Origin of the sequence: Streptomyces sp. NPDC001373, assembly GCF_042895815.1 — a bacterium.
GTDB lineage: Bacteria > Actinomycetota > Actinomycetes > Streptomycetales > Streptomycetaceae > Streptomyces.
Genome location: NZ_JBIAWQ010000024.1, coordinates 62,391 through 75,435, shown reverse-complemented (window position 1 = coordinate 75,435; position 13,045 = coordinate 62,391). Strand labels below are relative to the sequence as shown.

At 71.9% G+C, this 13,045-nt stretch carries 13 protein-coding genes; 11 read left to right on the top strand and 2 right to left on the bottom strand.

The features are described from left to right. Positions 1-56 precede the first annotated feature (56 nt). Together ACFY15_RS33095 and ACFY15_RS33090 are read right to left on the bottom strand one after the other, a co-directional pair. Positions 57-722 carry a DUF4913 domain-containing protein gene (locus ACFY15_RS33095; protein WP_245177640.1) on the bottom strand — a complete coding sequence of 222 codons (666 nt, stop codon included), beginning with the start codon at positions 720-722 and terminating at the stop codon, positions 57-59. Positions 723-854: 132 nt separating this feature from the next. Further along, positions 855-1,610, bottom strand: coding sequence for a site-specific DNA-methyltransferase (locus tag ACFY15_RS33090; protein ID WP_078632582.1), 756 nt, complete (start codon positions 1,608-1,610; stop codon positions 855-857). A gap of 830 nt (positions 1,611-2,440) precedes the next feature. On the opposite strand from ACFY15_RS33090, the gene ACFY15_RS33085 reads away from it, so the two are divergent. From ACFY15_RS33085 to ACFY15_RS33035, 11 genes are all read left to right on the top strand, one after another. After that, positions 2,441-3,553 (top strand): C40 family peptidase, encoded by a 1,113-nt coding sequence (locus ACFY15_RS33085; protein WP_390826665.1) that lies wholly within the window; start codon positions 2,441-2,443, stop codon positions 3,551-3,553. Between the two features lie 169 nt (positions 3,554-3,722). Next, on the top strand, positions 3,723-4,025 hold the full coding sequence (locus tag ACFY15_RS33080; RefSeq protein ID WP_030861899.1) for a DUF6112 family protein: 303 nt from the start codon (positions 3,723-3,725) through the stop codon (positions 4,023-4,025). Beyond that, positions 4,025-4,705, top strand: a complete 681-nt coding sequence (locus tag ACFY15_RS33075; RefSeq protein WP_390826664.1) for a hypothetical protein — start codon at positions 4,025-4,027, stop codon at positions 4,703-4,705. Before ACFY15_RS33080 ends, ACFY15_RS33075 begins: the two co-directional genes overlap by 1 nt. Positions 4,706-4,734: 29 nt before the next feature. Then, entirely contained in the window at positions 4,735-6,057 is a 1,323-nt protein-coding gene (locus tag ACFY15_RS33070) for an ATP-binding protein (RefSeq protein WP_390826663.1), read from the top strand. 81 nt (positions 6,058-6,138) lie between these two features. After that, the gene (locus ACFY15_RS33065) at positions 6,139-7,599 is read left to right on the top strand and encodes an SCO6880 family protein (protein WP_390826662.1); all 1,461 of its coding nucleotides are present in this window, start codon (positions 6,139-6,141) and stop codon (positions 7,597-7,599) included. 44 nt (positions 7,600-7,643) lie between these two features. Next, positions 7,644-8,105: a DUF6238 family protein gene (locus ACFY15_RS33060; protein ID WP_390826661.1), complete on the top strand. Its 462-nt coding sequence runs from the start codon at positions 7,644-7,646 to the stop codon at positions 8,103-8,105. 31 nt (positions 8,106-8,136) lie between these two features. Further along, positions 8,137-9,627 (top strand): ATP-binding protein, encoded by a 1,491-nt coding sequence (locus ACFY15_RS33055; protein ID WP_390826660.1) that lies wholly within the window; start codon positions 8,137-8,139, stop codon positions 9,625-9,627. 31 nt (positions 9,628-9,658) lie between these two features. Next, entirely contained in the window at positions 9,659-10,441 is a 783-nt protein-coding gene (locus tag ACFY15_RS33050; protein ID WP_390826659.1) for a hypothetical protein, read from the top strand. A gap of 212 nt (positions 10,442-10,653) precedes the next feature. After that, positions 10,654-11,043, top strand: coding sequence for a hypothetical protein (locus ACFY15_RS33045; RefSeq protein WP_390826658.1), 390 nt, complete (start codon positions 10,654-10,656; stop codon positions 11,041-11,043). 50 nt (positions 11,044-11,093) lie between these two features. Next, complete coding sequence (locus ACFY15_RS33040) at positions 11,094-11,819, top strand: glycosyltransferase (RefSeq protein ID WP_390826688.1); 726 nt, start codon at positions 11,094-11,096, stop codon at positions 11,817-11,819. Beyond that, entirely contained in the window at positions 11,816-12,958 is a 1,143-nt protein-coding gene (locus tag ACFY15_RS33035; protein ID WP_390826657.1) for a hypothetical protein, read from the top strand. The genes ACFY15_RS33040 and ACFY15_RS33035 overlap by 4 nt, the downstream gene beginning before the upstream one ends. The last annotated feature ends 87 nt before the right edge of the window (positions 12,959-13,045 follow it).

Sequence of the window (13,045 nt, the reverse complement as noted above, 5' to 3'; positions counted from 1 at the left end):
CAGCGCGTCGGGGTGGATGGACAGCCCGAACGCCGCCGGAGGCTGCGGTGGGTGTGTCACGTGGCGGCCCCGACCGGCGAGGATCCGGCATCGTCCTGCTGGGCTTCGGCATCGCGGCCTACGGACTTCGCGGACGGGCCCGGGCCGCGCAGCAGGCGGTGCTCCGGACGCTCCGGGTCGGTCTGGCAGGCACTGAGGGGGCCACCGGGGGCCCGGACGTAGGCCAGGCAGTGGGTGAGATAGTCCCGGTGCCACACGGCCATGCCGCTGAGGCCAGCCTCGGGGTCCTTGTGCTGCTGGTAGGCCAGCCACAGCGCGTGCAGCCACGCAACGACGTCGAGGTGTTCCTGCCACTGGTCGCACCACGGTGCGGCGGTGGTGACCTCGGCGCCGTAGACGTCCATGAGGTGGTCGTCCACCCAGTCGGTGAGCGCGGCCAGTTCGTCCTCGAACTCCTCGCCCTCCAGCTCCAGGATCGGCTTGGGGTCCGGCGGCGGGGCCGGGGCGGCGTACGAGGGCATGCCGGGGAATCCCGCGAAGGGCATGCTCGCGGCCATCGGGTCGGCCGGCGGGGCGGAGGCCAGCGTGTCGATCAGGCGGGCCTGCTCGGCCGACTGGTCCAGGAGCTTGCGTACGGACGCCTCGATCGATTCGAGGTCGCCTTCCGGCAGACGGATCGGCTCTATTTCCCCGCCATGACGGGGCTCAGCAGATTCGGACACGAAAAGGGTTCTCCTTGCAGCCGGGGCCGTGGAATCAGTGGCTCCGATGGTCCGGAGAATCCCCGGTTTCGGAAACCGGGGATCTGCCGCTATATTCCGCCCCGCCGCAATCTGGCCGCTGATGCGGTCCGGTCAGGAGGTCAGGTCGAAATCGTCCTGGGAATGCACCTGCTGGAGGGTCTCGGTGAGCCGGTCGGAGGCGACGGCCGCGTACTGGCTGGTCTTCTCGATGCCGATGAAGCTCCGGCCCTCCAGGAGGGCTGCGACCCCGGTGCTGCCCGATCCGGCGCAGAAGTCGAGCACGGTGCCGCCAGGCGGGGCGATCTTCACCAGCTGCCGCATCACCTCGACGGGCTTCTGCGTGATGTGCCGGCGTGCCTTGCCCGAGGGCTGCGAGGCGCTGAACATCCCCGGCAGGTAGACCGGGTTCGCGGAGGCGTCGATCTTGCCCTTCGCGCCCCAGACGATGTACTCCGTGTCCTGGCGGAACTTGCCCTTCTGCGGCCTGGCCTGCGGCTTGTGCCAGGCCAGGAGGCCCAACCACAGCCATCCGGCCGCCTGGAAGGCATCCGTCGTGGCCGGCAGCTGGCGCCAGTCGGTGAACAGCAGCCCCGTGCCGCCAGGCTTCGTCACCCGGTGGGCCTCCGTCATGATCTGCGTCAGCCAGAGCGTGTACGAGCGCTGGTCCATGTTCTCGCCGGTGAAGTCCGGCAGGGCGTGCTGGGCGTCCGCGGAGACGTACTTCTGGCGGGCGGAGCGGCTCGTGCGCTCCTTCGCCGTACGGCCGCCGCTGTTGTACGGCGGGTCGGTGATGACCGAGTCGGCGCAGCCGTCGGGCAGTGTCGCGAGCACGGTCAGTGCGTCGCCCTGGTGGAGGGAAAACGACAAAAGGGGACCCCAATTCGATGAGGGATGCAGGTGGAAGGCTCCGGACCGCGCAGGGGCTCACGGCAGTACAAGCCGGTGGTGCGCGGGGAGGCCCAAACTGTAGGTCACAATCCCCGGTTGGGAAGCATCACGGGCCAGGAAGCCTGGAATCTCGCGGATTTCGGCGGCGATTTCGGTGACCGGGGATTCGGGCTTACTGTCGTGTCACTGCCCGGCGGACACCGCCGATGGCGTACCCCTTCCCCCTTTTCCCTTTCCCGCAGGAGGCCCCTGTGTTCCGTCCGTGACCCCGCACGCGGCCATCACCGCCGCCCCGTCGCTCCCCGCCCGCCGCAGACCCTGACACGGAGGCCGCCCATGTACCGCCCCTGCTGACCTCGCCCGTATCCCCGTAACTCCGCAGGACCTGGAGGTCCCTCTGATGTTCCGCCCGTAACCCCACTGCCCTGGTGCGCGAGGCAACGCCCACCGGCACACCCAGATCCCTCTCGGCTTCCCGCCCCGCACCTGTTCCAGGAGTTCGCTGATGTTCCGCCCGTAAGACGCCCCCGCATCCCCCTTCTTCACCAGCCCGCGGCTGCGGGCCGATCCCTGCAACTTCCTGGAGGCACGCCCATGTTCCGCCCGTAACTCCCCTCGTCCCGCCGGGTGCGTGAGGCAACACGCACCCGGGCCGGGGCCCCTTCGCCCGCCTCCACCGCTCCGGCCGCACGGCCCTTCCCCTTTCACACCGTGCGGCCGGGGCCCGCCCCCGAGGACCTCACCGTGACCCGTTCCTCCCCATCCCCACGTAACATCCCTGCGGCCCGCCGACCGGAGGCCGCCCGGGAGTGAAAGGCATCGCCGCCGCGATCGGCGCGCTCTGCCTCTCCCCCTTCCTGCTGGCCGGCACCGCTGTGTTCGCCGCAGCCGCGAGCGACTCCTCGGGCCAGGGCACCTCCTGCTTCACCAAGTCGGTCGACACCGATGCCGTACGGCGCCAAGTCGCCTCGGTTCTCGGTGGATCCGGCGCCCAGAAGGTCCACGTCGATGGCCTTGACCTGCCGGACGAGCAGATACCTCACGCCCGCACCATCGTCGCCACCGGCATCTCGCTCGAAGTACCCGAGCGCGGCCAGGTCGTGGCCCTGGCCACTGCCATTCAGGAAAGCCGCCTGCGCAACCTCGGCTACGGTGACCGCGACTCGCTGGGCTTGTTCCAGCAGCGGCCCAGCCAGGGGTGGGGCACTGCCGCCCAGGTCCGCGACCCCGTCTACGCCAGCACGAAGTTCTACCAGGGCCTGCTGAAGGTCCCCGGCTGGCAGCAGATGACGATCACGCAGGCCGCGCAGGCCGTCCAGCTGAGCGGCTTTCCCGACGCGTACGCCCAGTGGGAGCCTCTCGCCCGCGCGCTGCAGCAGGCCATCGCCCCGACGCTGAAGGATTCCCGGCCGCCCGCCGAAGGCCAGACCCCAGGACTCCCGGCCACAGACCCGTGCGCCCCGGGCGACGACGGCAGCGGCTCCGGACCGATCCCCGAAGGGGCCGTCCCCAAGGGGTATTCGATCCCCGCCGACGCCGATCCCCGCGCCAAGACGGCCATCACGTGGGCCATGAACCAGCTCGGCACCCTCTACCAGTGGGGCGGCTCCTGCCTCGCGCCCCACGGCCCGGACCCCATGGGCCGGTGCGACTGCAGCTCGCTGACCCAGCAGGCGTACAAGAAGGCCGGGATCACCCTGACCCGGACCACGTACACCCAGGTCAAGGAAGGCAACGCCGTCCCGCTGAACCAACTTCGCCCCGGCGACCTGGTATTCAGCCGCGGCACCCCCGCCGTCCCCGAGCACGTCGGCCTCTACGCCGGCCACGGCTACGTCATCGAGGCCCCGCGCACCACAAAGCCGGTCCGCTTCAGCACCCTCGCGGATTACGCCGCCCACAGCGCGCGCCGTCTCCCGTGACACCGGTCCGCCCGGCCGGCCCTTGAGGCACCGGGCGGACCGGACCACCTTCGCGCCGCAGAGCGCCCCTTCCCCCTCCCCCCTTTCTTCCTGTTCCCCGGCAGGGCCCGTCGTGTCCTGCACATGCAAGGAGCGCACCCCCATCTCCCCCGCCAACCTCACCCCACCCCTGTCCGAACGCCTCACCCTGCTTGCCTACGATCCGGGGGTCTCGCCCAAGGGCGGCGGCCTGCCCGGCCTCGAAGTCCTGCGCACCGTCGTCAACTCGATCAACCTCTTCGGCATCGTCGCAGTGGTCGGCGCGCTCGCCGTCAGCCTCGGCGTGTGGGCCTGGGGCCACCACTCCGGCGGCCACCAGGCCGAAGCCAACGGCAAGAAGGGCGCCGTCGTGAGCGCGGGCGCCGCCCTCGGCCTGGGCGCGGCCAACGGCATCGTCGCGTTCTTCAGCGCCCTCGGCTCGCAGGTCCACTGATGAGGAAACGTTCCCTCGACACTCTCGGCCTCGGCTGGCAGCCGCCCCGGCGCGTCATGCTCGCCGCCGGCGTCCTGGCCGCGCTGCTCGTGCTGGCCGGCGCCGCCGCCTGGTGGACAGGCCGCGGCCAGACCACCGACGCGTCCGCCCCGCACACCGGGACCTCGGCATCGCCGAAGAGCACGTCGGCCCCCGTGCCGAAGCCGCCCCCGGGCGGGTCCAAGGTCGCCGGTCCGCCGCCGATCGCCGACCCGCTGGCCTTCGCCCGGGCGAGCGCGGTGATGCTGTGGACCTTCGACGCCCGCACCACCAGCCGCGACGACCAGCTCGCCGGCATGCACACCTGGATGACCGGTGAAACCGCGTACGCGGACTGGGACTCCGTCCAGGCCCAGATTCCCGACCCCCTCCTGTGGTCCCGGCTCAAGGACAACGCCCAGCACGCCAGCGCCACCACCTCCGAGGCGCACTTCCCCTCGGCGTTCAAGCAGGCCCTGGCCGATAGCCCGCAGGCGATCACCGAGGCGTACATCTACGCCGTCACCGTCCGCGGCAAGACCCAACTCGCCTGGAACGGCGGCGGAGGCGGCGCCGAAGACCGCCAGATCACCCTCGCCGTCCAGTGCCGCCCCGGCAAGGACTGCCGCCTGGTCGCCGTAGCCCCACGCGTCGCCCCGTAGCCGTTCCCCCTCCCCGAAAGGACGCCCGCGTGGGCTTCTGTGACCTGCCCGTCGCCGGCCACCTCTGCAAGGTCGGCGACGTGATCGACTTCGCCTCCGACCCCGTCGGCGCCATCGGGGACTGGATGGCGAAGAGCGCCGGCGACCTCGCCGCCGCCGCGGCCGACCTCGCCGCGAAGGCCATCAACCGGACCACGGACATCGACCTCGGTGCCGGCTGGTTCCGCGACAACTACGAGACGATCCTGCCCATCGGCCTGCTCCTGCTGGTCGCGACGTTCTGCGCCCAACTCGTACGGGCGGCCATCAAACGCGACGGCCAGGCCCTGACCCAGGCCGTCACCGGCACAGCCTCCGGCGTGCTGTTCGCGTTCTGCGCCATCGCCTTCACCACCGTGGCCCTCGAAGTCGTCGACGCGCTGTCCGACGGGCTTTTCAAGGCATCGGGGACAGACATGTCCACGGCTGTGCGGCGCCTCGTCAAGATCTCCCAGATCGGAGCCATCGCGGGCATGGGCTGGCTCGTCGCCGTCGTCGCCGCCTGCGCGAGCGCGATCGGGATGTTTCTCTTCTGGGGCGTGATGATGGTCCGCAAGGTCGGCATCCTGATCTTGGTGACCCTCGCGGTCTTCGCGGGAGCGGGCGGCGGCTGGGAGGTCGCCCGTCGCTGGCGGCGCGGCTGGATCGAAGCCACCGCCACGCTCGTGGTGTCGAAGCTGCTGATGACGATCATCTTCGTGCTCGGCATCGCGGCCATGAGCAAGACCGAAGCCAAGGACGGCGTCGCCGCCCTCGCCGACATGGCGGCAGGCATGGTGATCATGCTCCTGGTGCTGCTCTGCCCGTACATGGTGTTCAAGTTCGTTCACTGGGCAAGCGAAGGCACGGACGGCGAGTCGATTCACCGAGCCGGTGGCGCAGGCGCACAGATGGCCCGCCAGCACGCCGAGAACGCCGGGCGCAAGGCCGCTTCCGCGGCAGCCACTGCGGGCACCGGCGGCGCGGCGGCCGGCGCCGGGGCCGCGGGCGGCACTCAGGCCGCAGGCGGCGGAGGCTTCCCCGGCGACATCGCCGCCAATCCCACCGGCGGAATGAGCATGGACAAGGGGGACTCCGGCAGCGACAGCTCCGGAGGCGGCTTCCGTGACCTCATGGAGCAGTCCGGCACCCCGCAGACCCCCAACAGCACAGGTCAGGGCGCCGGTCAGGACAGCGGTCCGCCGAGCTGGGGCGGCGGGGGCGGCCAGCCGGGCGAGTGGAGCAGCAGTGCTCCCTCCGATCCGATGCCTCCGGCCCACGGAGCCCCCTCCGCCGGTGACAGCACCCAGTCCGGCTCGCCGACCGGCCTGTAACCCCACCAGCCCCGCCCGGGGCAGGGCCCGCCCTCTTCACCGCGCGCCCTGCCCCGGCCCGACCCGACCCGGACCCGCACCTTGTCTTCCGAAGTTCTCCCTCTCACCGTCAAGTTCCCCCACCGGTCCCGGCGCGGCGTTCTGTTGGGCCTCAGCCTCCCCCAGCTCGTTCTCGTCTCCTCTGCCCTCGCGCTCCTGCTGGTCACCGTGGTGACCTCCGGTCTGATGGGCGCCGTCGTCCTGGCCCCCCTGTGGATCACCACCGCCGTCCTGGTCGGAGTACGGCGGGAGGGCCGGTCGTTGATCGACTGGGCGCCGCTCGTCGCCCGGTACGCCCAACGCCGCCGGAGTGGGCAGACGGTGTGGCGGGCCCGGCCAGTCTCCCGGCCCCGGGTCGAAGGGCTGCTCCACCTGCCCGGAACGACCGCGTCGCTCCGGGTGGCCACGGCCGCCTCCGGTGCCGCCGCCGTCCACGACCCCCACCGGCAGACCCTGACCGCCGTCGCCAAGGTCAGCTCCCGCGCCTTCGCCCTGCTCGATCCCGCCACCCAGAACAGCAACGTGTCCGCATGGGGCCGGGCGCTCGCGGGCATCGCCCGCACCGGGCACGTCGCCACCGTCCAGGTCATGGAGCGCACCGTCCCAGACTCCGGCGACAGCCTCGCCCGGCACTGGGCCGAGCACGGCAACCCCCAGGCCCCCGTCGCCGGGCAGATCTACTCCGCGCTCGTCGAATCCGCCGGGCCCGCCGCCGCCCCGCACGAGGCGTACCTCGCCATCGCCCTGGACCTCAAAGCCGCCAAGCGCCTGGTCAGTCAGGCCGGCGGCGGGCTCGACGGTGCCTTCACCGTCATGGCGCAAACCACCGCGTCCGTCGCCCAGGCCGCCCGCACCGCCGGCCTCACCGTCACCGGCTGGCTGGGCCCGCGGGAGATCGCCGCCGTGCTGCGCACCGCCTACGACCCCGCCTCCACCGCCCGCCTCCAGCAGTGGTCCTCCACCGGCCGCGCCGAGGCCGACCCGGCCGCCGCCGGCCCCGTCGCCCAGGTCGAGGAAACCGACCGGGTGATCACCGACTCCGCCCGGCACACCACCTACTGGATCGAGAACTGGCCCAGGACCGAAACCCACGCCGGATTCCTGCACAACATCATGTTCAGCACCGGTGTGCGGCGCACCTTCTCCCTCATCTACGCCCCGCAGGGGATCGACTCCGCCCTGCGCGATGTCCAGCGCCGCAAGGCCGCGATCATCGCGGACGCCTCCGAGCGCCGCCGCCGCGGCCAGGTGGAGTCCGAGGCGGACAACGTTGAGTACGCGGACGTCAAGACCCGCGAGAAGCAGCTGATCTCCGGCCATGCGGACGTCGCCCTGACAGGGCTGCTCACCGTCTCCGCCGACACCGACGCCCACTTGGACGCCGCCTGCGCGCAGATCGAAACGGCTGCCGCCGGCGCCCAGGTCGACCTGCGGCGCCTGATCTACCAGCAGACGGACGCCTTCACCGCCGGCGCTCTCCCGCTGGCCCGCAACACCCTCTAACCCGCCCGCCCGCCATCTTGGCGTCCATCCCCCGCGAGAAGCCCTTGTCACCTGACGACCGCAGCGACGCCCTCCCCACGAGCGACGCCCACCCGTATCTGCGGGCGGCCACCGCCGGCCTGCGCCACCACACGCGCACCCTCACCGCACAGACGTCCGCCAGCGAGAGCGCCCGGCCCGCGGACCGGTCTCACCTCGACAGCCTGCACGCCCACCTCACCGCCCTGCACCGCCTGCTGGACCAGATCGCTGAACGCACCCGGCCCGAACGCCCCGCCTCCGGGCGGCACCTGGCCACCGCCCACGCCCGTCTGTGGCAGGCAGCCGACGCCGTCCACGCAGCGTTCCACCTGCTGCCCGGCGCAGCCCCGGGCAGCAGCGACTGCCACCCCGAGCGGCTGCCGGAAGGCCCGCCCGTGCTGACCATCTGCCAGCGCCACCTGGCCGCCTCCCACGCCATACGGCGCAAGACCACGGCCGCCGACCTCGCCGCCCCGGCGTCCTGAACACCACCGCCCCGGAAACGAGCGAGCACCGTTGTCCCACCGCCGCGCCAGCGCGACCCCCCTGTTCACCCCGCACAACATCGACCGCGCCCAGCGCCGGGCCCTTCGCAAGCAGACGGCCCGCGCCGAAGCTCGCGCCCGCACCGCCGCCGGCACCGACGCGCAACAGCACCCCATCGAGGCCGCCTACCCCGATGCCGTCTACCCGCTCGCCGGACGCCCCGGCCCCGCGTCCGCCCGCGGCAGCCGCCTCAAGCTCCCCGCCCACCGCATGACCACGGCCGTGGCCAGCGCCGCTTATCCCTTCCTCGCCGAAGGCGGGCTCGGCGCCGACGGCATCTACATCGGCCGCGACCTCCACGCCGAAGGCAGCTTCACCTTCGACCCGTTCAGCCTGTACGGGAAGGTCGAGGGCTTCACCAACCCCAACCTGCTGCTCGCGGGCGTGATCGGGCAGGGCAAGAGCGCCCTGGCCAAGAGCCTGGCCCTGCGGTCCGTCGCGTTCGGCTACCGGGTGTACGTCCCGTGCGACCCGAAGGGTGAATGGAGCGCGGTGGCCGCCGCCTTGGGCGGCACGTCCATTGCGCTCGGGCCGGGCCTGCCCGGCAGGCTGAACCCGCTGGACGCGGCGCCCCGGCCACAGTCCGTGCCGGAGGCGGAGTGGGAAGGCGAGGTCCGCAAACGCCGCCTGCTGCTCCTCGGCTCGCTGGCCCGTACCGTCCTGGGCCGGGACCTGCTCCCCATGGAGCACACCGTCCTCGACGTCGCGCTCGACGCCGCCTCCGCCCGGGCAGCGGCCAGTGGCCGGCCCCCGCTGCTCGGCGACATCGCCCACGCCCTGGCCGACGGCCCCGGCCTCGACCTCGCCGGCGGCCTGCTGGCAGGACGGCTCGGGGAGGCCGCCCGCGACCTCGCCCACGCCATGCGCCGCCTGCTCTTCGGAGACCTGGCCGGAATGTTCGACGCACCCTCCACCAGCGCCTTCAACCCGTACAGCCCGATGCTGTCCATCGACCTCTCCCGCCTCGGCGGCAGCGACGACACCGCCCTGGTCCTGGCCATGACGTGTGCCTCGGCCTGGATGGAAGCCGCGCTCACCGACCCGTACGGCGGTCGCAGGTGGGTGATCTACGACGAGGCATGGAGGCTGATGAGGCATCCGGCTCTCCTGATGCGCATGCAGGCCCAGTGGAAACTCTCCCGCGGCCTGGGCATCGCCAACGCCATGGTCATCCACCGGCTGTCGGACCTGCTGACCGCGGGCGACGCCGGCAGCCAAAGCCGTGCCCTGGCCGAGGGGTTGCTAGCCGACTGCAGCACCCGCGTGATCTACCGACAGGAGACCGACCAGCTGCACGCCGCCGCCGGACTCCTCGGACTGACCAGCGTCGAAACCGCAGCGCTATCCCACCTCAGCCGTGGCCGCGGTCTGTGGAAGGTCGCAGGTCGAAGTTTTGTGGTTCAGCACCAGCTGCACCCCGCTGAACTGCAGCTCTTCGACACAGACGCCCGCATGCACTGACCGCAGAGACCTTCAACCAACCCGGGAACCCATGCCCTCAGCACGCGCCGACCTGTCCCTGTTCGCCCCCGCACTCGCCGCCCGTCTCCCCGGGCAGTGGACGAGCAACTACCTTCAGCATCCCACCTACCCAGACCAGTTCGCCACCATCGAACGCCTCTGGGACCGCGGCCACGTCGAATACATCGTCAGCCAGTACGTCCTGGGCCACGAGGCCGTCCTCCAGGGTCCCGACGGCCAGTACCTCTACGTCAACGACCGTCCACTGCGAGCCGGCCAGTTCGTCGTCGCCCCCCTCAGCCCCGACGTCAAGCCGCACCACTTCGTGGGCATCGAGGAACCCAACGGCATCGCTGTCCCCAACGATCCCGTCCGGGCCGCCGCCCACATCGCGCGACGGCTGCTGCCCCGCTACGCAGCCGCCCGCCACGCGGTAGGCCGCAGCGTCATCGACCGGCCCGAACCCCCGCACCGCAAGGCCCCGCCGCAGGTCGACCAGACCCTCACCCTGACCTGGTACGAGGACGGGGCGCTCGGGACGCCGTACCAGGACGTCCCGGAGGAAGCCAGGGAAGCGCTGTACGTCCACGGATTCCAGTACGTGCCCCACCAGGCCGCGTTCCTCCTCCCCGCCTCCTACGGCGAGGCAGACCGCGCCGTACGCATCCAGGCCGTCGCCCTCCGGCTCGCCGAGCACGGGATCGGCGTGAACCTGCGTCACGCCACGCCCACAGCCACGCTCCCGCCCCGCCCACCGGCCGTGGCCCGGCCTGTCCCCGCACTGCCCGCAGCCCCTGCCGCCCGCGCCCGCTGACCACCTGCACGAAGGAAACCGCAATCAGCACCCGCAGCTTCATCGCCCGCCCCACCGGTACCGGCTACGAGGGCATCTACTGCCATTACGACGGCTACCCCGACCATCAGCTCCCCCTCCTGCTCGGCGCCGCCCGCTACCGCTTCGGCAGTGACCTCGACGCCCTTCGCCGGCACCTCATCGATGGACCCCACGACTGGAAGCAGCTCGGCATGGACCTCCTGGACGGTGCGCCCGACAACGTCCGGGAGCGCCTCGACCCCCACGGCGACCGCGGCCCAAGCGCACCCTTCGACAACGTCTTCAACGTTGACGGCACCCCCGCGAAACCGATCCCAGTCACCGACGCCAACGCCGATGCCATGGGCCTGGAATGGGGCTACGTCCTGCACGACCACGGCATCGAGGTCATCGCCCTGACCTGGTACGACATCGGCCCCATCGTGCCCTGGGACACCGACCCCTTCTCCCGGATCTCCGGCACCCCCTCGCTATGGGACTCGAACCGGCCCGTACCCATCCAGGCTCCCGCCACCCCACTGAAGATCACCAAGCCGGTCGCCCCTGCACCAGCACCCGCCCGATCGCGGATCACCCGCTGAACGCCCCGCCCATAGGCCGCACTCCGGAGAAGTCTCTGTCCGCCCCGCAGATCACCGTCGTCATCGCCACCCAGCTCCGCCCCGAGCGCCTGCCCTACCTGCAGGAGATGCACGCCAGCCTCACCCGGCAGACCGTGCCCTGGGAGGCCATCCTCGTCCTCGACGGCGCCGACCCCGCCCTCGTACCTGCACCGATCACCGCCGACTCACGCATCCGTACCCTCGCCCTGCCCCGCCCGGTCGGCGCCGCCTGCGCCCGCAACCTCGGCCTGAACGAGGTACGCACCGAATTCGTGAACTGGGCCGACGACGATGACGTCTTCCCCGACTGGAGCCTGGGCGTACGCCTGGAGACCTTCACCGACGAGCTCGGGTGGGTCGCCGGATACAGCGAGGACTGGCTGCCCGACGGCTCGCGGCGCGTGTGGGAATGCCCGGCCCCGCCCGGCTACCACGCCGCCGGCGACGTGGTGACGTACTGGCCCCGGCCGCAGGACACCATCCCCGTCGGGCCGACGACCATCTTGGCCCGCACCCGCCTGGTCCGGGCGGCGGGCGGCATGGGCGGCCTCGTCCAGGGCGAGGACTACATGGCGGCCGTCGGCGTCACCGCACTGGCCCCCGGCGTGCTCCTCCCGCTACCCGTCTACCGGTACCGCAAGCACGACGGGCAGATGACCCGCGGCAAGCAGTACGAGGAGCTGCAGCTGGCCGCCCGCCGCCATGCCCACGCGTTCGGACACGGCCTGCGCAACGCCATCACCAGCCGGGCGTGAGCATGGACGACCGCACGACGCCCCGTTCCAGGGGCCTGGCACAGATCATCCTCGCCCTCAGCCCGGCCGACGGCCTGGTCGCCATCCCCCTGGGCGAGCAGTACCGGTGGGCCAACACTGCCCTTCAGCTCACGCCCGGATTCGAGCGGCGCCCCGACGGCACGTACGCCCTGCGCGACGTGGACACCGCCGAACCCGTTCTGCGTGCCCTCGCAGAAACCGCGCGCCGACACCGCGTCCACCTCTTCGGCGGCCCCCGCCCCTACCTGGGCGACTACGCAACCGCGCTGGCCGACGGCCTGCCCGGGACGTGGACGGTGAAGGTCGAGGTCTACGCCCACCCGGTGTGGCAGGAAGACCTCGTCCCCCTCCTGTGGGACGCGGGCGAACTCATCGACTCCGTGAAGCACATCCGCATCCCGTACGCCGCCCAGCTCACCAACGGCGCCGGCATCGAACTCCTCCTGGTCGAACGGCCCGGCAGCGCCCACGAGTACCTGCTCGGCGCCTTCGCCAGCGCCACCTTCGACGACAAACACGCCGACCCGCACGCCCCCCGCTCGATCGTGCTGCCTTCCGACGCGGCCCATGCCGCCGGCCTGGTCACCGGCACATTCCTGCCCTCGTACGAGCAGGCCGTCCACGAACGGCTCCTGGCCGCCATCGAAGCAGCACACGGCAGGCTCGAGGAACTCCATGCGGCGTGGACCGCAATCCAGCAGTCCGGCCGCTACAGCGACGGCACCCGCCTCGACCCGGCCACCCTCGGACACACCGAGCAGCAGTACCTCGAAGAGAGCTCCGTGGAGTGGCGCCGCCTGCGCCCCCACGCCGCTGATCTCCTCTCCCGTGTGCGCCCTGTGGCGGACGCCGAGGACTCCGCCTCCCTGGACCGCCTCCACCAGCTCCTTCACCCGGACGCGGCGTCCTCCACGTGGCCGGCGCCAGCGTCCTCGCCTGCCGCCCTACCGCCCGGCACGGCCGAGACCCTCCGCCGATGGCGGACCGACTCACCGGCCCTGCTGCGGCAAGCCCGCGCCACCCGCCCCGTCGGCCCTGCGACCACGGTCCGGCCTGCGATTCCCGCCGTCGGCAAAGCCCCGCCATCCGCCCTCGAGCGGGCGCCCCGCAGCCGATGACCTCTCCCGACCACCAGGACACCCATGCAACCTCACTTCCACTTCGGGCTGCACCCCGAGCACGGGGTGGTCGCCCGTGCTACCGCG